Origin of the sequence: Marinomonas polaris DSM 16579, from assembly GCF_900129155.1 — a bacterium.
Lineage (GTDB): Bacteria > Pseudomonadota > Gammaproteobacteria > Pseudomonadales > Marinomonadaceae > Marinomonas > Marinomonas polaris.
Genome location: NZ_FQVF01000010.1, coordinates 18471 through 45424 on the forward strand (window position 1 = coordinate 18471; position 26954 = coordinate 45424).

Below are 26954 nucleotides of genomic sequence, written 5' to 3' on the forward strand. Positions count from 1 at the left end.
ATTAGGCCTTTAACAGTGTTAAGCTGAATACAAGTTTCGAGTCATTGTTATGGCTTGCTTTTAGTAAGCCATTCATGTCTTTTGCTAGGTTTGCACTAATGGCCAGCCCCAATCCTAAGCCTTTACCGATCGGCTTTGTCGTAAAAAAAGGCTCGAAAATATGCGTAAGTTGAGATGATTCTATACCTGGACCATTGTCTTGGTAGTTTATGGTTATCTGCTCATCGTGTGTTTCTAGGGATATTTTAATACTTGGTGTGATTTTTTGTTCGGAGCAGGCTTGAATTGAGTTGCTAATTAAATTAGAAAATATTCTTTCTAGTCGAGTAGGTTCTGCGATAACAGCATCTAAGTCGTTGAATGCAATTTCCCACTGAACACTGTTTACGTCATCACCAAGGCTTTCAATAGCTCGTTCTACAGAGCTTTTTATAGAGGTTGATGCAAGCTGTTCTGGTCTTCTATAAGCAAGTACTTTTAGTTCGCTGGTTAGTTTTTGCATTCTAACAACAAGCGATTCTAGGTCTATGAGCGTTTTTAAAGCTTGTTCTGAATCTTGGCGTTTAAGTAGCAGTTCTGCGGTATAGGCTAATGTTCTTATGCCTGTGAGCGGTTGATTTAGCTCATGAGCGATGGCTGTAGACATTTGCCCTATGGCAGCGAGTTTTTCTGTTCTTAATAGCTCTTTTTGTGCGGCTTCTAATGCCTTCGTTCGTTCTAATACCCGCTCTTCAAGGCGAGTGTTTGCGTCGAGCAAGTTTAATTCTGCTCTTTTGCGCTTGCTGATGTCGAGTAGGGTTACTAAGTATCCTTGTGAGTCACTCCATTCTAAAGAAGAGACAGAGAGTAACGCTGGAAAAATTTGACCGTTTTCTTTTTGCAGGACTACTTCTTGTTCTAGCAAGTTTGCTGCAAATGTATTTCCAGCGACCTCTTGTGTTTGCAGGGATCTGATAAAAGCTAATGCGATTTGGTTCTCGGGGCAATCTGGTAGGAATTCATATAAATAATGGCTGTTAAGCTCAGCTCTTTGCCCGAAATAACGCAACCCCATCGGGTTTACAAAGGATATTTCACCGCGTTTTGTTAGCTGCAAAAGTCCGACATGAGTGTTTTCGATCAGGACTCTTTGGCGCAGGGCACTATTGGCAATGAGTATTTCGTTCTCTAATTTTGACGCGATTTTTAAAGAGCGCTCACGCCGATAAAGCCAAAAAAGAAATATCAGAGCAAAAATACCTAGGCTGATAAAAGCGATATTTTGTGCTTTTTTCTGAATGCCTTTTAAATTTGATAAATAATGGATTTGCCATTTTAAGTCATCTAAGGTGACGTTCTGTAAAAGGTAGTTTTCATCGTTTAGATGGTAAATTTTAGAGCGAGTATTATTCAAAAACTGAACATCTGTAGGGTTATCTAGCCAATTACTAACTAAAAGCCGATTCAATTTACTGGCTAAGAAAATGAGGCTGTTTTGATCTGTCATCACAACGAGATCATCGAAAAGATTCCAGCGCTCAATCAAATCACTGACGTTAATTCTTACTGCGACAGCGCCTGCTAATCCTGCCTTTGTATAAACAGGAGCCAATACTAGATGTGCTGATTGATACTTCTTGGGGTTGTAACCAGAGACGAGGATGTATTCTCCCTGTTGTTCCCTAAGTACATTGCTTAAGTCTTGCTTACTAAAGTAGTCGTCTAAATTGAAGTGTGGAGATTGTTCACTGGAAACCAAAAGATCACCCTGAGCAGATAAAATAAACCAATCTTGTGTTTTGGATACATGTGTCAGGTCTTCCAGTTGTCGCTGCAGTCGCTGTGTTAACACTTGATCTTTAGGGTTATTCATAAAGGCTAGTAGAGTAGGGTTATCAGCAAGAGCATAGGGGAGAATATGGTAGTTTTTTAATTCGTTGCGTAACTCAATAACGTAATCGAGTAGTTTATCTTGGCCTTCTGAATGCTTGTCTATAATGAGTGCTTGATAGGCAATGGTGTTTACACCAAAGAATAGTAGGGTTAGTAGAGTGCAACCGAAGGTGAGAAAGAAAAGACGATGTTTACGGAATTGTGAAATCAAAGAGAGTCTCGCTAGCCTTTAATGTGTTTAGCCAGTTTTAAATGTTTAATTAATCGGATTAGATTAGATTAAAGCTGCGTAACAAAGTAACGCCAATACTGGTACTAATCAAGGATGCGATGGTTGTTATAACGATGATGTTTGCCGCAAGCGTAGAGTTTCCATTCATGGCGCGTACCATGATATAGCTCGCGGACGCTGTTGGGGCGGATGACATGAGAAATAGTACGCCGAGCTCCATGCCGCGATAGCCTAGTAAATATCCACCAAAAGTCAGTATGAAAGGGATAAAAATAAGCTTACCTACAGATGCCAATATAGCGCCTAGCATCCCGCTTTTTAAAGACTTAAAGTTGAGTGATGCTCCAGCGCACAATAGTGCTAAAGGTAGTGTCATTTGTGCAAAATAATCGCCTGCTTTATAAAGCGTTGAAGGAAGTGATAAACCTGTTAGTGAAGTAATAAAGGCTGCCAAAATGGCGATGATTAGTGGGTTTTTCGCTATGCCTTTTAGAATGCCTATTAAACTGGCATTTTTTCCTAGGGCTCGGCTTAGGCCAATGACGGATAGTATATTAAATAATATAGTAACTCCGCCTAGATAGACTGACGCCACTGAAAAAACATTATTACCGTAGGCATTAACGCAATAGGCTAATCCAATAATGCCCATATTTGATCGAAAAGCACCTTGAACTAAAACCGCTCTTTCTGCTTTATCTGGCTCCCAAATAGACAAGAGTAGTTCTAATGCAATATAGGTAACAGTTACCGCTATCATTGCATATATCACCAATGATAAGTCAGTGTTTGAAGATATGTCACTCTTGGAAATACTAATGAAAAGTAAAGCAGGGAGTGTAACGTTAAACACCAGTTTAGATGCGACATCAATGAAGTTGTCATTGATGATTCGTATTCGGTATAAGATAACTCCCAATGCCAATATCATAAATATTGGCATTGTTATAGAGAAAGAAAATACCAGTACATCTAAAAAGTTGTTCAACGCCATTCCTTAGATAAGGGTTTTACTGATCGTTGTTTTCGAAGCGGTAGCCTGCGCCGTAAACAGAATGAATAACATTTAATTCAGGTGCCACAGCAGAAATTTTCTTACGAAGCTTTTTGATATGGCTATCAATAGTGCGATCACTCACTACGCGGCTGTCGGCATAAATGCTTTTCATTATAAGATCACGGCCGAAAACGCGACCAGGTTCTTTGATTAGCAATTGAAGCAATTGAAATTCAACTGTTGTTAAGTCGATTAAATCACCTTTATAGGTTGCGCGAAGACGATCTACATCTAGATCGAAGCCATCAGTTCTTGGTGATTCTGCTTGGTCTAATTCTACGCGACGTAAGTTTGCTTTTACACGAGCGACAATTTCACGTGGGCTAAATGGTTTACATACGTAGTCATCTGCACCCATTTCTAACCCGATCAGACGATCGATTTCTTCTGCTTTTGCCGTCACCATGATGATAGGCACGCCACTGAATTGACGAACTTGTTTACAAATTTCTACACCATCTAAGCCTGGTAGCATTAGATCTAGTAGAACAATATCAACTTGGTTGTTTTTGATGTAATTAACAGCGATGTCACCGCGGTCAAGGTGATGATGCTCATAACCCGCCTGCTCTAAATAAGCTGACATTAGTTCTGCTAGTTTTGGTTCGTCTTCAATAATCAGTACTTTGCTCATAATATTATTCGTTCCTATTCGTTTAACGAGACTAGTTTAAAGGGAATTCTACTTTTATTCCTAAGCCACCATCAGGGGAATGATAAGCACTGATTGTGCCTTGATGTCCATCTACAATACTTGCGCAAATAGCGAGACCTAAGCCTCTTCCGCCAGTTGCTCGGTTTCTTGAATTTTCGACACGGAAAAACTGTTCAAAAATTCTGTTTTTATCTTCGTCGCTAACACCTGGTGCAGTATCTTCAAAAAGAACAATGGCTTTCTTGTTCTTTTTTGAAAGTTTTACGGTTAGCTTTCCAGGTGCATTTGTGTATTTTAATGAATTATTCATTAGATTAGAAAAGAGCTGATGTAATCGATCAGAGTCACCATTCATAACAATAGGGTTTTTTTGAGAATATTCAAACCCTAATTCTAATCCAGCCTCATTAAAAGGAAGTGTCATAGATTGAACGGTTTGTTCAATAATGTCATTTATTGAAATATCTTCCATTTCATAGCTTAAGTTACCCATATCATGCATTGATAATTGGTTTAAGTCATCAATTAGGCGTGCAATATGCAACGTCTCTTGATGTAAGGAAGAGAGGCTCTCAGGAGATACTTTAATAATCCCATCCTGCATTGCTTCAATTTCTCCTCTAAGAATTGCCACAGGAGTTCTTAGCTCGTGAGCGGTGTCAGCAACCCAGCGTTTACGTGCCTCTCTCGTGTGTTCTAAGGTGCAAGCTAAGTTATTAAAATCACAACTAAGGCTGGCTAACTCATCTGCGCCTTTTACTGATATGCGAGTATCAAACTTTCCAGCAGCCAGTTTTTTTGTGGCTTTCTGCATCGAAATGATAGGGCGACTTAACCACTGAGCCAAAGGCCAGGTTAAAAGCGCTGCTATCGCGAGCATGAAGGCAGAGATAAGTAGGAACGCTTCACCTTGCTGGCGAACAAAGCGTAATGTTTGATCCTGAACAAGCTCTCTGATTGAACGAAGGCCAACATACCCTACTATTTTTTTATTCACGCTAACCGCATGGGTTTCTGCATCGGCAAAGCGAGTTTTGCCGATGATCGGTTTTTGTTGACTATCAAATAATAGAAAGCGTTGGCGATAATACTGGGAAGGATAGATCAAATCTAAGTTAGGTGTGCTAGGAGGCGGAACCAAATCTCGTAAGTTTTCTAGTTTTGCTTTATGCCATTCGCTTTCCATTCGGCTTTCTTGGACCAAGAAATACCAATCGTCGTAATAAATGTACAGGTTGGCTGTTCTGTTTGCCATTTGTTCTAAAAAGTCGCGATCACGTTCCGTTGCGTAGGATACAAATCCTCTGTCAAAACTCCATTGAAATACTTGCCACATAGAAACAATGAGTAAAATATTACTTAAAACAAAAACTGCAAAAAGTTTATGTCGAATTTTTAACCCTTTGGTCATTGCCATAGTGGAGTTTGAGGTCCTATTGTGTCCTGTTTATGTGTTATTTACAGGGGGTTGATAATCATCGATACGTTATCACAATGTCTTCGGTATCGAGCTGGTTCTCTAGTCATTCTAATCGTCTGTTTACTATACAGTTTTATGTGGAAAGCTGGCTACTTGGTTGGAGTGTAAATAATGAGGATTTCCAATCAAGGGTTTCCTTTAGTATTATGCGTCAATTTTTGTATTTTTAGGTTGGCTTATGCCTGTTTTGTTTGTGCTAAAAGGTCTGGTTTCATTTTTTTTGATCATAATGAATACCTTGATTTGTTTCGTTCCCGTCATGGTTTTGGCTTTGTTTAAGTGTATTTTACCCTTTGCGTCGATACGGGCGGTTTTAAATGTTGTATTGGATAACATAGCAACGTTCTGGATCGGGATAAATAATATCAATCAGCGCTACTTAGGCCGTTCTGTTATTGATGTATCGGGTGCACGTGATTTTGTGTTGAATGACTGGTATATGATAACGGCTAATCATCAATCTTGGGTGGATATACTTATTCTGCAGCGCCTGTTTAATAGGCGTATTCCATTCATTAAGTTCTTTTTAAAACGTGAGCTTATTTGGGTGCCTTTTATCGGTCTTGCTTGGTGGGCATTAGAGTTTCCTTTCATGAAACGTTACAGTTCTGCTCTGCTCAAAAAGAAACCAGAACTTAAAGGAAAAGACATTGAGGTGACGAAAAAAGCTTGTGATAAATTTCAGTATTTCCCCGTGTCGATTATGAACTTTCTAGAAGGAACTCGTTTCACAATTGAAAAACATGATCAACAATCTAGTCAGTATAAGCACCTTCTTATGCCAAAAGCGGGTGGCTTGTCTTTTGCTTTAAATGCGATGGATGGAAAGTTACATCAATTAATTGACGTAACCATTGTTTATCCTGAAGGTATTCCGAGCTTTTTTGATTATCTTTGTGGAAAAGTGCCCAATATTAAAGTGCATATTAGAGTAATGCCTATTGATGATTCTTTACTTGGGAACTATCAAGGTGACGCTGAATATAGAGCGTATTTTCAGCAGTGGGTGAATAATCTTTGGCAAGAAAAAGATCAGCAGTTCGCATGCTTACTGCACGCTGAGACGAAAAATATTGAGCAATAAATAACACATTCTCTTTCTGTATCCTTCAATAAATCGAGAATTGTATCTTTTCTTTTTTTTAAAAATGTCTGACTCTGTTTATCTACTCTTAATATATCGAGGCGTTTGGTATGGATATTTCTCATTTATTGACTTCACATTCACGAAACATGGAAGCCTCTTTGGTTCGTGAATTGCTGCATTATAGTCAACAGCCAGACGTTCTATCTTTAGCCGGTGGTTTGCCAGATGAAAATTTGATGCCTGCTTACCCAGAACTGAAGCAACTAACCGACAGTCGACAATATGGTCCAAGTGAAGGTGAGAAAGACCTGCGAGAATGTATTGTGTCGATTGTGGCTGAGCGAGGTATTCAGACATCTACTGATAATGTGCTGGTAACCAATGGCTCGCAACAAGGCTTGGACATTGTCAGTCGTTTAATTTTAGACGAAAGTTCGACTATTTTAACCGAGCAGCCGACCTATCTCGCTGCTTGTCAGGTATTTAAATTGCAAGGTGCAAAGGTTCAAGATGTCATGTCGGATGCTGAGGGTATGTCTGTTTCAGCTTTACGCGATGCGATTGAAAAGCATCATCCAAAAGCCGTTTATTTGATTCCTAATTTTCAGAATCCAGCAGGGCATTGTTATAGCTTGGAGCGTCGACTCGAAATTGCTGCTCTGCTTGATGAGAAAAATATATTGCTCATTGAAGACGATCCGTATCGTGATCTTTGTTATGACAATGTCGACCTTACGCCAATTTCAACTTTGATAAAACAAGCGCCTTGGCTGTACATGGGGAGTTTCTCTAAGGTTTTGTGGCCAGGTTTGCGTACTGGTTATATCGTTTCCTGTGATGCTTTTTCTCCGTACTTGGTTAAAGTAAAACAAGCTGTTGATCTTCATACCAATCGTCTTGGTCAGAGTATGATTACTCAATTCTTTAAGTCTGGACAATATCCGGATCACGTTATTAAGCTTCAAAAAGCCTATAAGGAAAAGCGAGATGTGATGGCTGAGGCTTTAAATGCAGAGCTTGGCGATCTCATTGAATTTTCGCTTCCAGCTGGTGGTATGTTTTTTTGGGTGAAATTGCCCGCAGGCGTTTCATCACAATTAGTACTGACTGAAGCGTTGAAGGATAAGGTGTTGGTTCTTCCCGGAACGCCATTTTTCCCCTGTAAGAGTTCACTTGATGATTCGTTTCTAAGGTTGAGTTTTGCGCGTGTTTCACCGGCGCAAATCCATCAAGCAATCACGGTGCTTGCTAAAGTCATTCGACAGCTTGTTTAGTTAATTGTCACTTGGGTACTGCTGGTTGTATGTCTATATTGGCTAAGTTTCTTGTTTCAAAACCTTTTTGTTGTGGTAAGGCTGGCTTTTTATTGTATTTATGCTCGGCTAGCAGTTCCTTCTTTTTAGGCGACACGTTAGAATCTTATTTTTAAGACTGTATAGAATAGGAATATGTAATGGGCAGAGCCTTTCAAAACCGCAAAGAGTCCATGGCAAAAACGTCTGACCAAAAAGCCAAGGTTTACAGTAAATACGGCCGTGAGATTTATGTTTGCGCAAAATCCGGTGGTATTGACCCTAATGGTAATTTGTCACTACGTTCTCTGATCGACCGAGCTAAAAAAGATCAGGTGCCAACTCACGTTATCGACAAAGCGATTGATAAGGCGAAAGGTGGCGGTGGAGAAGACTTTGATACTGCTCGCTACGAAGGTTTTGGTCCTGGCAATACTATGGTTATCGTGGATTGTTTGTCTGATAACCCAAACCGTACTTTTGGTGACGTGCGTACTTGCTTCAACAAAGTAAAATGTAAAATCGGTAGCCAAGGTAGCGTGAGTCATATGTTTGACCACAGTGCTATTTTTGTTTTTGCTGGTACTGACGAAGAAGCTGTATTGGAAGCCTTGATGATGGCTGATGTTGATGTAACAGATATTGAGCTAGAGGACGGTAAAGTAACTGTTTTTGCGCCTCATACCGATTACAGTAAGGCTAAAACTGCACTAACAGATGCATTTGGAGAGATTGAATTTGAGGTTGATGAAATTCAATTCGTTGCTCAAAACACCACAGAAATTCAAGGCGAAGAGGTGGATCAGTTTGATCGTTTCTTAGATCTATTGAATGACTTGGATGATGTTCAGCGCGTTTATCATAACGCTGAATATTAGAATTAAAGGCCTTGGTGATGTTTTTCGCTAAGGCTTTTTGCTTTATGGGACTTTTGCATCGCTCGCGACATGGTGCAAAGGTCTCTTTATAATATATGTTGATTAAAAATGACCAAACCAAAACCTCAGTTAAAATCTCCTTGCGTTAATGTATGTCTTCTTAATGATGAAGATATCTGTGTCGGTTGTTATCGAACGGGTAAGGAAATCAGTCAGTGGGGAAGCATGAATAAGGCTTCGCAGCAGGCGGTTATGAAGAAGGTTCGTGAGAGGGAAGTTAAGAGTCAGTTTGTTAATTAGATATCTTTTGGTACCTTTACTGACTCTACCATCTATTCTGTTTTTCTTGTTTAGTTCTTTCCACCTGTATTCTTTAGCTCTATCCATTGCGACATGTATTGTGTGCTTTTAAGGCTGTGGTGTCGCAGCATCAATCCCAAGAAATGTTTCTTTCTCAAACTTTCCCTTAGCTGTATTTGCAGTTTAAATCGATTGATTAATTTCGGTTCCCATTCTTCTGCTTGATATCGAGCCTGTAGGATTCTATTGCCATTTTGTTGCATTAGTAGCCAGCTTTCTTTGTCTTCATAGAGAGAAACTGCTGCATCAACAAAGGTGTCATTGTCGTCTTTGATGACGCCATTCCATGGAAGCTCTCCGTGCATGGATTCTGCGCCAATCGTAGTGGTTATGCTCGGCGTTCCCATTTGCATGGCTTCCACCAATTTGCCTTTAATACCCGCGCCAAAACGTAATGGTGCTAAGCAAAGTCGAGCTTGCTGCATGACTTCTTGAGCATCTTCGGCCCAGCCTTTTACCAAAAAGCCTTCTTTTGCGTTGTGTAATTGCGTGGCTTTTGGTGGTGGGTAAGCGCCATAAATATGCATTTCTGCTTTTGGTAGCCGTTTGCGTATCTTTGGCCATATTTCTGTTTTTAATTGCAGGACGGCATCCCAATTTGGCGCGTGACGAAAATTGCCGATGCTAATGAAGTGTTGGCGCTCTTCAAAGCTGGTTAGAGCATCAGTGTCTTTAGGTTTGGGTAGCATAAATGGAAGGTGAAATACATGGGTTTCAGGTACGTGAAATTCATCAATTAACAGTTTGGTTTCTACTTCGGAAATCATCAAGGTTAAGTCACAGCGATGAATGGCGGCGATTTCACGAATGCCCAGATCGCTATAAAGGTCTTCAATCACAAAGGTTCTATTTTGTTTAAGAGCATTGTGTCTGGCTTGTCTTAATGAGTGAAGGTCTTCTGTGTTGAGAACGCGTAATGAGTCTGGGCTGAATTTTTCAACGCGCCAACCGAATTGTTCTTCCATCATGAAGCGATCAAATATCACAATGTCCGCTTTTTTGTCTGCGATATAGGTATCGAAAGATGCATCGTTAAGTTCGATGTGTTCAGCCTGTATGCCTAGTTGGGATAGATCCGTCATGTGCTCAGTTTGTTGAGCTGGACTGGCAAAAGACAGTTGCCATTGTTGTTTATAAAAACAATTAAGTAATTGCATCATTCGGCTGCCAGCGGCAGATGAGTTGGGTTCTGGCCAGACGTAGCCGATGACAAGTAGATGCACGGTGTTCTCTCAATGTTTCAATGATTTTTGGTTCTGAATTTTTAGCAGAATCAGGACATATTCGTCTGGCTATTGTATCATGGCGAACAGATTTGTCTTGCCTGCCTCATTTGAAGGGATTGTCTGGCAAGATGTAAGCAAAACATGACGTTGAGAAGATATTATGATCATAAAACCAAAGATTCGCGGATTTATTTGTACAACAACACACCCAGTGGGCTGTGAGCAAAATGTAAGAGAGCAAATTGCTTTTACTAAAAGCAAAGGGGCTATCGAAAATGGTCCTAAAAAAGTACTTGTAATCGGTGCGTCAAGTGGTTATGGCTTGTCTTCTCGTATTGCTGCAGCGTTCGGTTCTGGCGCAGCAACAATAGGTGTTTTCTTTGAAAAGCCAGGTACAGATAAGAAAACTGGTACAGCGGGTTGGTACAACTCTGCGGCATTCGATAAAGTTGCCAAAGAAGAAGGTTTATATGCTAAAAGCATTAATGGTGATGCCTTCTCAAATGAAGCGCGTGCAACCGTTATTGATTTGATTAAGCAAGACCTTGGTCAAGTTGACATGGTGGTTTACTCGCTGGCTTCCCCAGTTCGTAAAATGCCAGAAACAGGCGAAGTCATTCGCTCTGTTCTTAAGCCTATTGGTAAGCCATACCGTTCTACTGCGATTGATACGAATAAAGATGTGATTATCGAAGCGGAAATCGAGCCAGCAACAGAAGAAGAAATTGCGGCAACGACAACAGTAATGGGTGGTCAAGATTGGGAGCTTTGGATGTCTGCTTTGCAAGAAGCTGGTGTTTTAGCTGAGGGTGTTCGCACAGTGGCTTACTCTTATATTGGGTCTGACATTACTTGGCCAATTTATTGGCATGGTGCATTAGGCAGGGCTAAAGAGGATTTGGATCGTGCCTCTTCAGCAATTGATGCTCAGTTGGCTAAGCTCGGTGGCGGTGCTAATGTTGCAGTATTGAAGTCTGTTGTGACTCAAGCCTCTTCAGCAATCCCAGTTATGCCTTTGTACTTGGCAATGGTCTTCAAGGTTATGCGTGAAAAAGGCCTTCATGAAGGTTGTATGGATCAGATTTATCGTATGTTCTCTGAGCGTTTGTATAATAATCATAACCCAGCAGAATTGACGGATGATAAAAATCGTCTTCGTTTGGATGATTGGGAATTGCGTGAAGATGTTCAGCAAGCTTGTCGTGAACTTTGGCCGCAAGTGAATGATGCTAATTTGTTTGCCCAGACAGATTACCAGCTTTATAAAGACGAGTTTTTGAAGTTATTTGGTTTTGGAGTGGAAGGTGTTGATTACGATGCTGAAGCTGATCCGGAAGCAGACTTTGAAGTAATTACACTTTAGTCTTTACTTAAAGAGACAAAAAAGGAGTTCAAGTATCGCTTGAGCTCCTTTTTTTATGCCTTTTTATCTCTTATAGTGAATGAGTTCTAACTTTGGGGTGATTATGAAATATTCATTGGGGTTGCTTTGTGTTGTGTCATGGTTTGTTGATGCCCAGACCATTGAACGTCAGCCAGTCGATATTATTTACGGCAATCAGGTGATTCATACGCAGCATCAAATTGTTGTGAGCTCTCGAGAAGAGGTAGCAATTATTCCTGCAGAAAAGTCGAAAACGACTTTGGGGCCAAATATTGTGATAACGGCTGATGGTAAAGGTATGTCGTATTTGGAAGAAAATGCCATTGCCGAGCGGGAACAAGCAATTTACGATGAGGTTAATAAGCGAACAGAGGATGCACCATTTACGGTTCTGTTTACTGGAAATATACCTGAGGATATTCAGGCTAAGCGCCTTCGGATGATGCCGGAGATTGGTATTTTTGGTGACCAAGCAAAAACAGAAGATACGTCAGTTAACAAGGTGCAGCCAGATGTGGGTGATTTTTCACCAATTGGCAAAGGGGTTGCTCCTGCAGCAAGCGGGGCTAAGGGGGCGCCTGCAACTGATCAAGAAAAATTAGAGAAGCTGATTGGTGGTTGAGGCTTTTTGGGTTCTCTAGGTGGCTTTATTTTAAAGATTGGGGGAATTTGGTGATGTTTCTCTCCAGTCTTGTTGCTCGATGAGTTCTTTTGGGAGTGCTTTGTTGTGAATGATTATTTTTGTCGTATCTGTTGATTGCAGTTTGCGATTTATAAAAGCAATAAAGTCCTCTCGCTGAATTTTTTCTGCGTTGTTTATCCATTCTTCTCTGGTTAGAAAATCTGGGTCTGGTTTGGCAATTTGATGCCATTCATTTAGTGCATTGTCACTTAGGTTTTTTGCTGTCATTTTCAGTTCGCTTAGTAGTGCGTTCTTAGCTTGTAAAAAATCTTTTTCCGATATATTGGGTAATCTATTGCTCTGTTCCTTTAGGAAGTCTTCTATAGAGTGAACGATCGTTAGGCTGTCGTTATTGGGGGATTGTACTAATAACCCTAGTATTGGTGTGTTCCTAATACTGAGGTCTTGTGCTCCAACAATATAGCCAAGCTGTTGATTGGTTCTTAGCTCTTGATAAAAAGGGCTGCTGATTAGTTTTCTTAATATTGAAAAATAAGCTTTTTCTGTAATGGCTTTTTTTGTTGCCTGAGCGCTGGTGTCTATTAGTGCATATAAAATCACCTTGTCGTCGCTTGTTGATTCGAACTGGTAGTGGTATTTCTTTTGAGTGGTGAGGTTTTTGGTTTCAATTTCTAGTGGCTCTCTAGGGGTGAGTCGATCACTAAAGCGTTGATAAATCGAGTCTGCAAGCTTTTCTGCCTGTTCTTTAGTTAAGTTGCCTGTGCTGTAGCCAACTATATCAAAATGTTCGCGTGCCTTTTTTGTGTATTCCCGAAGGTCTTCTAAAGTGAGCTGTGCCAGCGCATCTTCTAGTTGTTTTGTAGTAAAACTATTTTTAGTAATCAATATGCTTAGTGCGCTACTAGCGTTGCTGTAAGCTTGTCGGCTTTTTTGGTTGCTTAAGTCTTTTTCTAGTTGTGTTTTAGCTTGTTCGAATCGCTCTGGTGTTGGGCGAAATAAGAAAAGTTGATCTACTAGCCAAGTGATATAGGTGTTTTGTTTATCTGAATAGCCGCTGGTTCGTAAGGTTACGCCGTTGGCATGAGGGTAAAATGCATAACCCAGCCCTGCAACATACGGTGCATAGGTTGATTCGCTCACACTATCATTAAAAAGACGACTCCATAGTCTGTTGAGTAGGGTGTGTTCTGGTGTATCTGCAGCATCGGCAAAACGTATTGCTAGAAAGTTCATTGCGGTGGGTTTGCCAAAACTTGAGTCGGATTTATTCCAGTAGGTGAAGCCCTTTTTTTGGAAAATGATTGAGGGGGTTGTGTCTTTTTTATCAATTAAATCTAAAGATTCAGGGATGAAGGTGTTCTTTTCGGGCAAGCTAACTTGCGTACTTTTTACTGATAAATTGATGATGTCTAAAAATAGTTGGCTGAAATTGTTGTTGCTGTATTTGCTCTGGTACCAGGGTTCTGTTTGCCATGTTGGCTTTTTTTCGGTCCAGCTTTCTGGGAATTCGTGATTTGATGTGATTTGTACTAAAAGGTTTTCTTGAGAGAGCTGTTTTAGGAGGTTGCGAACTTGCTTTTTGTCTGCAGCTGATTCTAGGCGATAGCAGCTCAAAATGTCTTCAGGTGGTGTTTTTAGTATTCTTGTTGATAAGGATCTGGCTAAGCTTTGAGGGTCTACATAGCTTTGATTGTTAAACATGAGCTGACTAAGTTTTAGTCCCTCTTGTAGGTACATTGAGTTGATAGGGGAGGATTTTAAGGTGCTAACGGTGGCAAAAAAATGTTTGGCTACTGTGTCTATTTTTCTTATTCCCTCATCGGTCAGGGCGATTCTGACAGTGAATAAAGCGTTGTCACCATAATCTGCGCTAGTGCTTGCGGATATGCCGTTTATTAACCCCTCAGATTTAAGGGATGAATATAGTGATCCTTTGTTTTCATTGCCTAAAATATAAGATAAATAGCGTGTTGGTTGGGTCTTGTAGTTTTTATTTTGGGCGTCTATTTGGTAGTAAAAACTTAATGTGCTGTTGTCGATTAGTGAGCGCACAAACTGTAATTGTGGTTTGTCTTTTTGGATGAGTGCTGGGTAGTGTTTTTCTGCCTCAGGCTTTTTACTCGGAATGTTCGAAAAGTACTGGCGGGCAAGTGTGGCCATTTGGTTATAGGGTAGGTTGGCTACCATAACTAGCGCCATATTCTCACTAAAATAATTTTCTTCATAAAGTTTGAGCAATTGCTTTCTTAGTGGATTGTTTGGCCTGTCTTTGAGTGTATCTAAGCTACCAACTGTGAAGTGACTGTATGGGTGTTTAGGGTTGAGTAATGTTTTTAATGCCTGATTGTTTCGTCTGCTTTCATCTTTTAGTTTGGCTTTGTATTCAGAATCGACTGCGTTTTTTTCTCTTTGTGTGAGGGATTCGCTGAATAGTGGTGCGGTAAAAAATTGCGAGAATCTGTCTAGTGCACCTTCGTATGCGGTGGGTTTGATGTCGAAGTAAAAGTTTGTCGTGTCGGTGCTTGTGTAAGCGTTATGGGAGCCGCCATGAGTATTTATATAGGATTGGTAGTTGCCCGCCTCTGGGTATTTTTTAGTACCAAGAAAAAGCATGTGCTCTAAAAAATGCGCCAATCCTTGTTGGTTGTCTGGGTCTTGAAAATTACCGACATTGACTGATAGTGATGCGGCAAAGCGTTCGGCTTGCGGGTCGCTTACTAATAATACTTTTAGGTTGTTAGTTAGAGTTATGAGGTGGTAGTCATTTTTGTCGGTGAGGCTTTTGTTAGGTATGTTAATAATTTGATCATTTGTCACTTCTACTACGCTACTGTTGGTTTGTTGTGGGCTGGCTTGATTGCTTTCTTGTGCTGCTTTAAATGACGTATTGTCTTGGTTCATGTGATTGCTTATTTCGGGTGTTGTGTTGTTTTCGATAAGGTACGAGGTGTCTGCTTGTATCGAAAAAGATGCAAGTGCAGCAAGTGGCAAGTAATAGGTGGCGACTTTTTTTCTGATATTAATCATGGCTTCAGATTAACTGAAGCATGCGGTGGGATGCAATGGGCGTGCACTATGCCCATTGCTTATAAAGTTAGGTTGTTCTATTGGGCGTCCAATGATTTGCCGTTTACTGTTAGGCTGTCTTTACCCATTAGATAAAGATAAATCGGCATAATGTCTTCTGCTGTAGGTAGTGTTTTTGGATCTTCGTCTGGGTAAGCGTTTGCTCGCATGCTGGTTCTTGTTGCGCCAGGGTTTATGGCGTTACATCGAACGTTAGGTGATAGGCTTTCTAGTTCGCTGGATAGTAGTTGCATCATAGCTTCAGTAGCAAACTTTGATACCGCATAGGCTCCCCAGTTGGCTTTGGCTTTTCTTCCAACGCCTGAAGAGGTAAATATTATGGAGGCGTGCTCTGCTTTTTGCATAAGAGGCAGCAGGGCTTGATTTAGCATTAGTTGGCTGGTGACGTTGACACGCATAACCTGTTCAAACAGCGTTGGGTCGTAGGTTGCTAGGGTTGTTCGCTCGCCTAGTAGGCTGGCATTGTGAAGAATGCCATCAAGATGGCCGAATTCGCTTTCTATGGTGTTAGCAAGTTCGATATAGTCGTGTTCGGCAGCACCATCAAGATTTAATGGCACAATGGCTGCTTGTGGATATTGTTGTTTTTCGATGTAATCGTAAACCGCTTCGAGTTTTTTAGTTGTGCGGCCCAAAAGTATGACGGTTGCGCCATGTTTTGCGTAGGTGATGGCAGCTTCTTTGCCTATACCATCACCGGCTCCAGTAACAAGGATTACCTTGTCTTTAAGTAATTGGCTTGGGGCTTGATAATCAAACATATCTCCTCCTTGTGCCTTGGTTAGGCTTCTATTTTTTGGGTGTGCATCATGTAATTGACAGACACGTCTTTGTCATTCAGCTTGTACACTTTGGTGAGAGGGTTGTATGTCATTCCTGTCATGTGAGTGACTTCTAATCCGGCTTTTCTTGCGTAATTATTGAGTTCGGCTGGCTGAATGAACTTTGCGTAATCGTGCGTTCCTTTTGGCAGCATCTTTAAAATGTATTCCGCGCCAACGATGGCAAAAAGATACGCTTTGGGGTTTCTGTTGATAGTAGAAAAGAATACGTGACCACCTGGTTTCACTAGCGTCATGCAGGCTTTAATTACAGACGATGGGTCTGGCACGTGTTCTAACATTTCAAGGCAAGTAACAACGTCGTACTGGCCTGCTTCTCGTTGTGCTATTTCTTCAGCAGTGATTTTCTCATAATCAATGTCGAGTTTAGATTCTTCTTTGTGTAGTTTTGCTACGGCAAGAGGCGCTTCGCCCATATCAATGCCTTTCACATCTGCGCCTAGTTTTGCCATCGCTTCTGACAGAATGCCGCCGCCGCAACCGATGTCGATGACTTTCTTTCCTTGTAACCCGTTGGCGCGATCGCTGATGTAGTTGGTACGTAGCGGGTTGATATCATGTAATGGTTTGAATTCGTTTTCTGTGTCCCACCAACGGCTCGCAAGCGCTTCAAACTTCGCAACTTCATTTAGGTCTACGTTATTCTGTTGTGTGTTTGTCATGTTTTGTTTTCCATTTTTCAATGTCGCTAAGAGTGATAAAGCTATGTTCGTTGTACTGAACCGATCGCCTGTGTTCTGAAATGCTTCTTTAGGTAATAGAGGCGAAGCTTATTTTTATTACGTCATCTTAGTATAGCGCCAACCTCAGAGGTGACCAATAGCAAACTTGCTTTGTTAAAGAGAGTGTTCCGTAGGTGGTTTCTATAAATACAATATAGAGCAACAAAACATGCTCCTTGAAGGGGTGTTATTTATTTCCTTATGTTACAATGCGGCGCTTATAAAAAGATATTAGGGAGTCTTTTTGACTCCGAGGCATAAGGATCGATTGTATCTATGGGTGAATTAGCCAAAGAAATTATTCCCGTCAGTATCGAAAATGAACTTAAGGGATCTTACCTAGATTACGCAATGAGTGTAATTGTAGGTCGAGCATTACCTGATGTGCGAGACGGGTTAAAGCCTGTTCACCGTCGCGTTCTATTTGCGATGAATGAACTTAAAAATGATTGGAATAAACCGTACAAAAAATCGGCGCGTATCGTTGGTGATGTAATCGGTAAATATCACCCACATGGTGATTCTGCTGTATACGATACGATTGTTCGTATGGCGCAACCTTTCTCAATGCGTTACACCTTGGTTGATGGTCAGGGTAACTTCGGTTCTGTCGATGGTGACAGTGCTGCGGCAATGCGTTATACCGAAATCCGTATGGCGAAAATTTCTCATCATCTTTTGATGGATTTAGAGAAAGAAACCGTCGACTTCGTGCCTAACTACGATGGCACGGAATTTATGCCGGAAGTATTGCCTGCGCGTGTACCTGGACTGTTAGTAAACGGTTCTGCGGGTATTGCGGTAGGCATGGCGACTAATATCCCACCTCATAATCTTGGTGAGATTATCGATGGTTGTTTAGCTGTTATTGATAACGCAGACATTACTATTGATGAGCTTATCGATCATATACCAGGGCCTGACTTCCCAACTGGGGCGTTTATTAATGGTCGCGCTGGTATTATTGAAGCTTACAAAACCGGTCGCGGTCGTATTTACATGCGTGCCCGTCATCATTTTGAAGACATGGAAAAAGGTAACCGCCAATCCATCGTTTTCACTGAGATCCCTTATCAGTTAAATAAAGCGAAAGTGATTGAAAAAATCGCTGAGCTAGTTAAAGAGAAAAAACTGGAAGGTATCAGTGAGCTTCGTGATGAATCTGACAAAGACGGTATGCGTATCGTTATAGAGTTGCGTCGCGGTGAAAATCCTGATGTTGTTGTGAATAACATCTTCACGCAAACTCAATTGCAGTCAGTGTTTGGTATTAACATGGTGGCCTTGGTTGATGGTCGTCCTCAGTTACTTAATATCAAACAAATTCTTGAATGCTTCGTTAAACACCGTCGAGAAGTAGTTACACGTCGTACTATTTACGAACTTCGTAAAGCGCGCGAGCGTGGTCACATTCTTGAGGGTTTGGCTGTTTCTCTAGCGAACATTGATCGCGTAATTGAGTTAATCCGTACATCGCCAACATCTGCAGAAGCAAAAGAGAAAATTGTTAGCGAGTCTTGGGAGCCGGGTAATGTGGTTGCCATGCTTGAGCGTGCTGGTGCTGACGCTTGTCGTCCTGATGATCTTGAGGCTGGCTACGGTTTTGTTGATGGTGCATATCATTTGTCACCAGATCAAGCTCAAGCGATTTTGGACTTGCGTCTACATCGTTTGACAGGTTTGGAACACGATAAGTTACTGGGCGAATATAAGTCTCTGATTGAGCTTATTGGTGAATTGCTAAATATTCTATCTAACCCAGATCGTTTGATGGAAGTTATTCGTGAAGAGCTAGAAGAGGTTCGAGATACTTTCGGCGACGCTCGTCGTACTGAAATCTTAACTTCTCGTCAAGATTTGACCATTGCGGATTTGATTGATGAAGCGCCAATGGTAGTGACGATTTCGAATACAGGTTATGCGAAATCTCAGCCATTAGTTGAGTATCAAGCTCAGCGTCGTGGTGGTCGCGGTAAATCTTCTGCGAGCATGAAAGACGAGGATCACATCGAGCATCTGTTGGTTACTAGTAGTCATGACACCATAATGCTGTTTAGTAATTTTGGTAAAGTTTACTGGTTGCGTGTGTTTGAGATTCCGGTAGCTAGTCGTAGTGCGAAAGGTCGTCCTATTGTTAACTTGTTGCCGTTAAGAGAAGGCGAGTCTATCTCTGCTTTATTGCCTTTGCCGGTTGTTGAAGCAGTTGAGGCAGACTCGGAAGCGGATGACGAAGTTGCAGATGACGCAATTGTTGAAGCTAGTAGCTATATCTTTATGGCGACGGCAAACGGAACAGTTAAGAAGACAGCGATGCAGCATTTTGCTCGCCCTCGCTCGACTGGTTTGATTGCGCTTAGCTTAGATGAGACTGATGAGCTGGTTGGTGTATCTGTTACCAATGGTGAAAATGATATTATGTTGGTTTCATCTTCAGGCAAAACAATCCGCTTTAAAGAGTCTGATGTTCGTGCAATGGGTCGTACTGCAGCAGGTGTTCGTGGTATTCGTTTAGGCGAAGATGCTAAGGTTGTTTCGCTTATCGTTCCTCAGGATGGTTCTGCTGTATTGATGGCTTGTGAAAATGGTTATGGCAAGCGTACTTTGGTAGAAGATTTCCCAGTGTATGGTCGTGGCGGTCAAGGTGTTATCGGTATTCAGGTTTCTGAGCGTAACGGCCCTGTTGTTGGTGCTGCTCAGGTTGATGAAACAGATGAGATTATTTTGATTACCGATCAAGGTACTTTGGTTCGTACTCGGGTGACAGAAGTGTCATGTCAAGGCCGAAACACTCAAGGTGTTACTTTGATTCGTTTGACCAATGATGAGCATTTGGTTGGCATTGAACGTGTTGTTGAACATGATGAAGAAGATGTTGAGATCGATGAAGCAGGTGATGCTGTTGTCGTTGATCAGGCGCCAAGTGATGGTGACGAATCTCCTGATATCCTTGATAGCGATATGGAATAGAAAATAAAGCGGCGCACCTAGGTGCGTCGCTTTTGTTGTAGATAGGTCCTGAAAATACTAGAGGTAATACGCAGGATGAGCCGAGTATATAATTTTTGTTCTGGTCCAGCAGCGCTTCCAGAAGCGGTTTTAAAAAAAGCACAGGCTGAAATGCTAGATTGGCATGGTGCTGGTGTTTCTGTTATGGAAATGAGCCACCGTAGTTCTGAGTTTATGTCCATTCTCGCATCTGCTAAAGCGCGTTTGTCGCGCTTGATGAATATTAGCGATGAATATGAAATTCTGTTTGTTCAAGGTGGCGCCTCTACCTTGTTTGCTCAAATTCCTGCGAACTTAGTGAATGGCTTTGATTCTGCCTGCTTTTTGGATACTGGTGCTTGGTCTTCAAAGGCAATTAAAGAGGCAGAAAGATACACTAAAGTAAACGTAGTGGGATCTTCAAAAGAGCAGAACTATAGTACGGTTCCTGACTTTTCTACTCTAGAGTTGGATGAAAATGCTGCATATTTGCATCTTTGTCCAAACGAAACTATCGGCGGTCTAGAGTTTTCCGACCTGCCTGAAACGAATTTGCCTATCGTTGCAGATTTGTCTTCAACGATTTTGTCTCGCAAAATTGATGTGAGCAAATATGGCTTGATTTACGCTGGCGCACAAAAAAATGTCGGTCCTGCTGGTGTGGTTATATGTATTATTCGTAAAGATTTGCTGGCGCGTAGTAGTGATGAGTTGCCATCAATTTGGAATTTTGCCAACTTGGCTGCGAATGACTCTATGATTAATACGCCGCCAACGTTTGCAATTTACTTGGCTGATTTAGTGTTCGAGTGGTTGGAAGAGCAAGGTGGTGTTGAAGCGATCGAAGCGATCAATATTCGTAAGGCGCAGGCTTTATACGACTTCATTGATGCTAGCAAATTTTATTCAAACCCTGTTGATCCTGCTTATAGATCTCGCATGAATGTGCCGTTTATTTTGGCTGATGAGTCTCTTGAATCTCTTTTCTTGCAAGAATCTGAAGCGGCTGGCCTACGTACTTTAGCTGGACATCGTTCTGTTGGTGGTATGCGAGCAAGTATATATAACGCAATGCCTATGGAAGGTATTGAAGCTTTGATTGATTTTATGCGTGGCTTCGAAAAGCGTCACGGATAATACTTTTTAGAGACAATAACCTCTATGGATAATAAATAGCATGTCAAATTCTAAACAAGCAGTACCAGATACTCTGCCTTTATTGCGCGAACGTATTGATTCCATTGATTCGCAAATACAAATACTGATTAATGAGCGTGCATCTTGCGCTCAAAAAGTGGCTGAAGTTAAGTTGGCTGAGCAGGGTGGTGAGTCTGTTGTCTTTTATCGCCCGGAGCGCGAGGCTCAAGTTTTGCGCAGAGTTATGGAGCGTAATGAAGGACCTTTGGGGAATGAAGAGATGGCGAAGATCTTTCGTCAGGTGATGTCTTCATGTCTAGCGCTTGAAAAACCAATGCGTATCGCGTTCTTAGGACCAGAAGGCACCTTCACGCAGCAAGCGGCATTAAAGCACTTTGGGAAATCTATTGTTAGTGCGCCGATGGCGGCTATTGATGAGGTGTTCCGTGAAGTGGAATCTGGTGCTGCTAATTATGGTGTCGTGCCAGTTGAGAATTCGACAGAAGGTGTTGTTAACCATACGTTAGATAGTTTTCGTGACTCGCGTTTAAAAATATGTGGCGAAGTGGAAGAGCGTATTCACCATCATTTGTTGGTGAGTCCGAATATTAACTCCGAAGACGTCACTCATATTTATTCACACCAACAGTCTTTGGCGCAATGCCGTGCTTGGTTGGATCGTTATTGGCCGCATGCTGAGCGTATTGCTGTAAGTTCCAACGCAGAGGCGGCTCGTCTTGCGGCTGAAGCGGGTCGCAGTGGTCGGGCTATTGCTGCCATTGCGGGTGAAGTTGCTTGTGAGTTATACGGCTTATTAAAAGTTTCTTCTAATATTGAAGATCGTCCAGATAATACCACGCGCTTTTTGATCGTTGGTAATCAGGATGTTCCACCAAGCGGTAAAGATAAAACATCACTGCTAATTAGTGCGAAAAATGAGCCAGGTGCTTTATATCGATTGCTTGAGGCTTTCGAGCGTCATGGGGTTGATATGACGCGTTTGGAAACTCGTCCTTCTTTAATGAGTCGTTGGGGTTATATATTTTATATTGATTTCGTCGGTCATTATTTAGATGAAGATTGCCGTGCCGTAATCGATGAGTTACGTGAGCGTGCATCGGAAGTGAAGGTGTTGGGTTCCTATCCTGTGGCTGTGCTTTAGCAATTTTATAAGAGTGTTGTGCTTTGACTGGTGAAAGTGATTTTCAGGCGTCTGTTAATATGACGTCTCAAGAAAAAAAGAAATTTGGCAATGTAATGATCATTGGTCTTGGTATGATAGGTGGCTCATTTGCGAAAGCGTTAAAAGAGCGCGGCTTGGCAACCTTGTATGCTGTTGATCGTCGGGAGGGGGAGTTAGCGCTAGGGGTTTCAACGGGAGTTATTGATTACCCTGCTGAAATTTCAGCTGAATTTGTCTCTAAGATGGATGTTATTGTTCTTGCTACTCCAGTAAGGGCGATGGAATCTGTTTTGACTGATCTTAAGCCTTTCATATCTGAGCGTACCCTAGTTACTGATGTGGGGTCGACAAAGGGGAGTGTGATTGAGGCTGTTCGTCGTGTCTTTGGGCATGTGCCGGCTAATTTTATCCCTGGTCATCCTATTGCTGGAGCAGAAAAAAGTGGTGTATTGGCATCTAATCCTCTTCTTTTCGAAAAGCACATGGCGATAGTGACGCCGTTGGCAGACAGTAATCCTGTTTTGTTGGATCGTCTTCACCGTCTTTGGCGTGCTGTTGGCGCTGATGTTGTGAGTATGGATGTTGATCATCATGATCACGTGTTGGCCTCTTCAAGTCATTTGCCGCACCTGCTTGCTTATACTTTGGTTGATGCGCTGGCCAATGGTGAGCGTAGTCAGGATATATTTAAATTTGCTGCTGGTGGCTTTCGTGACTTTACTCGGATTGCGTCAAGTGACCCTGTGATGTGGCGAGATGTCTTTATGGCCAATAAAGAAGCTACTTTGGCTACGTTAGATCATTTTACTGATCGCCTTGCTGATATGCGCGCTGCGATAGAGCAAGGTGATGGCGCAAGCATGTTTGGTGTTTTTACTCGCGCTAAGTCTGCGCGAGATCATTTTCTTCGATTGTTAGAGCAGCGTACAATTGGTTCTACGAAAGAGGTTCGTCCAGTTTCTGTTTCTGTTTTGCCTGCTTCTGCAATTAAAGGTGATATTTCTTTATTGGGTGACAAATCTCTGTCACATAAAGCGATTACTATAGCGGCGCTTTCTGAAGGTGTAAGTGAAATAAAGAACGTCGATTTGACTGGTGATGTGCGCATTACTATGCAAGCTTTTCGGGATATGGGGGTTGTGATAGAGGAGGCATCCGCTGATCACTTACGCGTTCATGGGGTTGGTCTTCGTGGCTTAAAAGCACCAATTGCGCCAATCAATGTGCACCAATCTAGGGAAAGTTTGTATTTGTTGCTGCCTGTTTTAGCTGGTCAATCATTTTCTGTGTCTGTCGTTGCAGAAGAAAAATTACTTAATCAATCGATGGGTGATTTGTTTTCTTTGGTGCGCAAAATGGGTGGCGGTGTCGTGTCTGAAATGGCTGATTGTCTGCCAGTTGATCTTTTGCCTGGTGAACCTTCGAATGTATCTGTTGATTTGAAGATTGGGTCTGAACGCTTGCGTATGTCGGCGTTTTTGGCAGCACTATATTCGCCCGTTGAAGGTTCTGTTATGACTCTGTCGACGGGGTTATCTCATTGTGAGGTGTTGTTGCGTCATTTTGGTGTGACAATATTAGGTCATGCTGACGGCTTTAGTGTTGTTCCTGCGCCTTTGGTTGGTACGGATATTGTTTTATCTGGTGATGAATATGAGGCTGCTTGGTTGGTGTTATTGGCGAGCTTGTTGCCAGGTTCTGAATTGCTAATCGAGAATGCGGGTTTGGATTCTGTATCTTTTGCATTTCTATCGTTTTTAAAATCGATCGGTGCGGATATATCTATACCTGAGCAGGGTGAGTTTGGCTTGTACGAAGGTAGACTTCAGGCAGGTTTTGCTGAGTTGAATTCGTTCAGTTTGTTGCCAGAGCAGAGTTACCAATTTAGAAATGAGTTGCCTTTGTTGTGTGTCGCTGCGGCTTACGCGAAGGGTGAAAGTTGTATTCAAGGTGTTGGCTCTCTACCTTATTATTGTGAAGATAGGGTCCTGGCTTTAGTGGATGCGCTTGAGCATATGAAGATTGTTTGTACCTACGAAAATGGGGATTTATTTATTGCGGGTGGTCTTCCATTGGGTGGTGAGTTGGATTGTGCTGGTGATGATAAATTAGCACTTGCCATGTTGGCACTAGGGGCGCGAAGCCAATTGCTAACGAAAGTGAATGATTGCCAAAAATTATTAGAAGAATTTAACGAGTTGGAGAGTGTCACTATGCAGTTAGGTTTTCACTGTTCAGTGGCGCAATAGTTTTTTAAGAGGAATAGTTATGATCAATCAAGGCCCAGTTATTACGATTGATGGTCCAAGTGGTGCTGGTAAAGGCACTGTAAGTCAGTTAATCGCAGAAAAGCTGGGATGGCACATACTTGATAGTGGTGCTTTATATCGACTACTTGCTCTTGCTGTATCGCATCACGGTATGTCTTCTGATGACGTTGAGACCTTGAAGGTCTTGGCTGAACATTTGGATATACAGTTTGAGCAGTCAGAAGAAGGTAAAGTTGAAATTATTCTAGAAGGTGAGATTGTTACTCAAGCGATTCGAACTGAAGAAGTTGGTAATTGCGCGTCTAAATTGGCAGCTATTCCAGAAGTTCGAGAGGGTTTGTTGCTACGTCAGCGCGCTTTTTCGCAATTGCCTGGTTTGGTGGCGGATGGGCGTGATATGGGGACGGTGGTTTTTCCTTCAGCGCAGATTAAAATATTTCTAACAGCATCGGCAGAAGAGCGAGCTCAGCGTCGCTTACAGCAATTGCAGCAAAAAGGCGAAGCTGTTAATCTAGATGAACTTGTTAAAACGATTAAAGAGCGAGATGAGCGAGATGCGAATAGAGCGATTGCTCCTCTTGTGCCTGCAGCAGGCGCTTTAGTTATAGATAGTACGGATTTGACGATAGAACAGGTTGTCGAGATGATTTTTGCTGAAACAGCAAAAGCAGGTCTCGTATAATCTGTTCTTTTTTGCGTCTACTTTTTTGCATCTAGAATGTGCTAGAATAGATCAAATGTTATTCAAGTCGATAAAGGTGCCAGCAAGCTTTTATCGCATCATCCAAAAAAATTGACCCACATTTGCTGGCAATGTGGATATGGCCTAGTTCTTTATATAGGCCGACTATATAGGAAATACAATGACTCAAAGCTTCGCAGAACTGTTTGAAGAAAGCCTATTAACCGTCGAAATGGCGCCAGGCTCAATTGTTACTGGTATCGTTGTTGATATTGACAGCGAGTGGGTAACTGTTCATGCAGGTCTTAAATCTGAAGGCGTAATTCCTCGTTCTCAGTTCCTAACGGATAGTGGTGAGTTCAACTTAAACATCGGTGACGAAGTTAAAGTTGCTCTTGATGCTGTTGAAGATGGTTTCGGTGAGACTAAATTGTCTCGCGAAAAAGCTAAACGTGCAGAAACTTGGTCTGTTCTTGAAAAAGCTTACGAAGAAAATGCCATTGTTCACGGTGTTATCAACGGTAAAGTCAAAGGTGGCTTCACAGTTGATATCGCTAACATCCGTGCTTTCTTGCCAGGCTCTTTGGTAGATGTTCGCCCAATCCGCGATACATCTCATTTGGAAGGTGTGGATCTAGAGTTCAAACTTATCAAGCTTGATCAAAAACGTAACAACGTTGTTGTTTCTCGTCGTGCCGTTATGGAAGCGACTAACAGCGCTGAACGCGAAACATTGCTTGCTTCTCTTGAAGAGGGTCAAGAAGTTAAAGGTATCGTTAAGAACCTTACTGACTACGGTGCTTTCGTTGATCTTGGTGGTGTTGATGGTCTTCTACACATCACTGACATGGCTTGGAAACGCATTAAGCACCCAAGTGAAATCATTGCTGTTGGCGATGAAATCGACGTTAAAGTTCTTAAGTTTGACCGCGAGCGTAACCGCGTGTCTCTAGGTCTTAAGCAATTGGGTGAAGATCCATGGGTTGCTATCAAAGCTCGTTACCCAGAAAACACTAAAGTAACTGCTAAAGTTACCAACTTGACTGATTACGGTTGCTTCGCTGAACTTGAAGAAGGCGTAGAAGGTCTAGTGCACGTTTCTGAAATGGATTGGACAAACAAAAACATTCACCCATCTAAAGTTGTTCAGATTGGTGATGAAGTTGAAGTTATGGTTCTTGACATTGACGAAGAGCGTCGTCGTATTTCTTTGGGTATCAAGCAGTGTACAATGAACCCATGGGAAGAATTCGCAACTTCTTTCAATAAAGGCGACAAAATCTCTGGCGCAATCAAGTCTATCACTGACTTTGGTGTGTTCATTGGTCTTGACGGCGGTATCGACGGTCTTGTTCACCTATCTGACCTATCTTGGGACGAAACTGGTGAAGATGCAGTACGTCAATACAAGAAAGGCGATATGCTAGAAACAGTTGTATTGTCTATCGATGCTGAGCGTGAGCGTATTTCTCTAGGTGTTAAACAACTAGAGGAAGATCCGTTCCTAGCTTTCGTTGCTGAAAATGACAAAGGCACTATCGTTAACGGTACTGTCTCTGAAGTTGATGCGAAAGGTGCTGTAGTTGTTCTTGCTGAAGGCGTTGAAGCTACTTTGAAAGTATCTGAAATTAGCCGTGAGCGTATCGAAGATGCTACAACAGCATTGAAAGTTGGTGATAAAGTAGAAGCAGCGATCATTAACGTCGATCGTAAAGCGCGTACTATCACTCTTTCTATCAAGCAGAAAGATGCTACTGAAGAGAAAGCAGCGTTGAAATCTCATTCTGAGAAACAACAAGCTGAAACTAATGGTCCAACCACTATCGGTGATTTGATCAAAGCGCAACTAGAAAACCAAAACTAAGTTTTGATTTCTGGTT

21 protein-coding genes are annotated in these 26954 nt (G+C 41.9%); 13 read left to right on the top strand and 8 right to left on the bottom strand.

Annotation, left to right across the window (positions count from 1 at the left end):
- Position 1: 1 nt before the first annotated feature.
- Complete coding sequence (locus BUA59_RS11815; RefSeq protein WP_072839911.1) at positions 2-2083, bottom strand: sensor histidine kinase; 2082 nt, start codon at positions 2081-2083, stop codon at positions 2-4.
- 58 nt (positions 2084-2141) lie between these two features.
- A complete protein-coding gene (locus tag BUA59_RS11820) occupies positions 2142-3002 on the bottom strand; it encodes an AEC family transporter (RefSeq protein WP_332835592.1) in 861 nt (286 codons plus the stop codon).
- On the opposite strand from BUA59_RS11820, the gene BUA59_RS24135 reads away from it, so the two are divergent.
- On the top strand, positions 2923-3105 hold the full coding sequence (locus BUA59_RS24135) for a hypothetical protein (protein WP_245813141.1): 183 nt from the start codon (positions 2923-2925) through the stop codon (positions 3103-3105). The genes BUA59_RS11820 and BUA59_RS24135 overlap by 80 nt on opposite strands.
- A gap of 9 nt (positions 3106-3114) precedes the next feature.
- Here the strand turns inward: BUA59_RS24135 and BUA59_RS11825 are convergent, their stop codons facing one another.
- Together BUA59_RS11825 and BUA59_RS11830 are read right to left on the bottom strand one after the other, a co-directional pair.
- The gene (locus BUA59_RS11825) at positions 3115-3795 is read right to left on the bottom strand and encodes a response regulator (RefSeq protein ID WP_012070560.1); all 681 of its coding nucleotides are present in this window, start codon (positions 3793-3795) and stop codon (positions 3115-3117) included.
- 31 nt (positions 3796-3826) lie between these two features.
- Positions 3827-5233, bottom strand: a complete 1407-nt coding sequence (locus BUA59_RS11830; protein WP_072839913.1) for an ATP-binding protein — start codon at positions 5231-5233, stop codon at positions 3827-3829.
- A 241-nt stretch (positions 5234-5474) separates the two neighbouring features.
- On the opposite strand from BUA59_RS11830, the gene BUA59_RS11835 reads away from it, so the two are divergent.
- From BUA59_RS11835 to BUA59_RS11850, 4 genes are all read left to right on the top strand, one after another.
- A complete protein-coding gene (locus tag BUA59_RS11835) occupies positions 5475-6380 on the top strand; it encodes an acyltransferase (protein ID WP_072839914.1) in 906 nt (301 codons plus the stop codon).
- 110 nt (positions 6381-6490) lie between these two features.
- The gene (locus BUA59_RS11840; RefSeq protein ID WP_072839915.1) at positions 6491-7657 is read left to right on the top strand and encodes an aminotransferase-like domain-containing protein; all 1167 of its coding nucleotides are present in this window, start codon (positions 6491-6493) and stop codon (positions 7655-7657) included.
- Between the two features lie 179 nt (positions 7658-7836).
- Positions 7837-8553, top strand: a complete 717-nt coding sequence (locus tag BUA59_RS11845) for a YebC/PmpR family DNA-binding transcriptional regulator (protein ID WP_072839916.1) — start codon at positions 7837-7839, stop codon at positions 8551-8553.
- A 108-nt stretch (positions 8554-8661) separates the two neighbouring features.
- Entirely contained in the window at positions 8662-8853 is a 192-nt protein-coding gene (locus BUA59_RS11850) for a DUF1289 domain-containing protein (protein WP_072839917.1), read from the top strand.
- Positions 8854-8903: 50 nt separating this feature from the next.
- On the opposite strand, the gene BUA59_RS11855 is transcribed toward BUA59_RS11850, so the two are convergent.
- Positions 8904-10136 (bottom strand): glycosyltransferase, encoded by a 1233-nt coding sequence (locus BUA59_RS11855; protein ID WP_072839918.1) that lies wholly within the window; start codon positions 10134-10136, stop codon positions 8904-8906.
- Between the two features lie 163 nt (positions 10137-10299).
- Between BUA59_RS11855 and fabV the strand changes: the two genes are divergently transcribed.
- Together fabV and BUA59_RS11865 are read left to right on the top strand one after the other, a co-directional pair.
- A complete protein-coding gene (fabV, locus tag BUA59_RS11860; protein ID WP_072839919.1) occupies positions 10300-11502 on the top strand; it encodes an enoyl-ACP reductase FabV in 1203 nt (400 codons plus the stop codon).
- A gap of 103 nt (positions 11503-11605) precedes the next feature.
- Complete coding sequence (locus tag BUA59_RS11865; RefSeq protein WP_072839920.1) at positions 11606-12145, top strand: hypothetical protein; 540 nt, start codon at positions 11606-11608, stop codon at positions 12143-12145.
- Between the two features lie 30 nt (positions 12146-12175).
- On the opposite strand, the gene BUA59_RS11870 is transcribed toward BUA59_RS11865, so the two are convergent.
- The 3 genes from BUA59_RS11870 to ubiG all read right to left on the bottom strand — a co-directional run bounded on the left by BUA59_RS11870 (position 12176) and on the right by ubiG (position 16757).
- The gene (locus BUA59_RS11870; protein ID WP_245813142.1) at positions 12176-15193 is read right to left on the bottom strand and encodes an insulinase family protein; all 3018 of its coding nucleotides are present in this window, start codon (positions 15191-15193) and stop codon (positions 12176-12178) included.
- A gap of 77 nt (positions 15194-15270) precedes the next feature.
- Positions 15271-16014, bottom strand: coding sequence for a YciK family oxidoreductase (locus tag BUA59_RS11875; protein WP_072839921.1), 744 nt, complete (start codon positions 16012-16014; stop codon positions 15271-15273).
- A 20-nt stretch (positions 16015-16034) separates the two neighbouring features.
- Entirely contained in the window at positions 16035-16757 is a 723-nt protein-coding gene (gene ubiG / locus BUA59_RS11880) for a bifunctional 2-polyprenyl-6-hydroxyphenol methylase/3-demethylubiquinol 3-O-methyltransferase UbiG (RefSeq protein ID WP_072839922.1), read from the bottom strand.
- Positions 16758-17093: 336 nt separating this feature from the next.
- Between ubiG and gyrA the strand changes: the two genes are divergently transcribed.
- From gyrA to rpsA, 6 genes are all read left to right on the top strand, one after another.
- On the top strand, positions 17094-19784 hold the full coding sequence (gene gyrA / locus BUA59_RS11885; RefSeq protein ID WP_072839923.1) for a DNA gyrase subunit A: 2691 nt from the start codon (positions 17094-17096) through the stop codon (positions 19782-19784).
- Positions 19785-19859: 75 nt separating this feature from the next.
- Complete coding sequence (gene serC, locus BUA59_RS11890) at positions 19860-20939, top strand: 3-phosphoserine/phosphohydroxythreonine transaminase (protein ID WP_072839924.1); 1080 nt, start codon at positions 19860-19862, stop codon at positions 20937-20939.
- Between the two features lie 40 nt (positions 20940-20979).
- Entirely contained in the window at positions 20980-22101 is a 1122-nt protein-coding gene (gene pheA / locus BUA59_RS11895; RefSeq protein WP_072839925.1) for a prephenate dehydratase, read from the top strand.
- 59 nt (positions 22102-22160) lie between these two features.
- Complete coding sequence (locus tag BUA59_RS11900; protein WP_072840043.1) at positions 22161-24371, top strand: bifunctional prephenate dehydrogenase/3-phosphoshikimate 1-carboxyvinyltransferase; 2211 nt, start codon at positions 22161-22163, stop codon at positions 24369-24371.
- Positions 24372-24390: 19 nt separating this feature from the next.
- Complete coding sequence (gene cmk, locus BUA59_RS11905) at positions 24391-25074, top strand: (d)CMP kinase (protein ID WP_072839926.1); 684 nt, start codon at positions 24391-24393, stop codon at positions 25072-25074.
- A 181-nt stretch (positions 25075-25255) separates the two neighbouring features.
- Entirely contained in the window at positions 25256-26938 is a 1683-nt protein-coding gene (gene rpsA, locus BUA59_RS11910) for a 30S ribosomal protein S1 (RefSeq protein WP_072839927.1), read from the top strand.
- Positions 26939-26954: the final 16 nt, after the last annotated feature.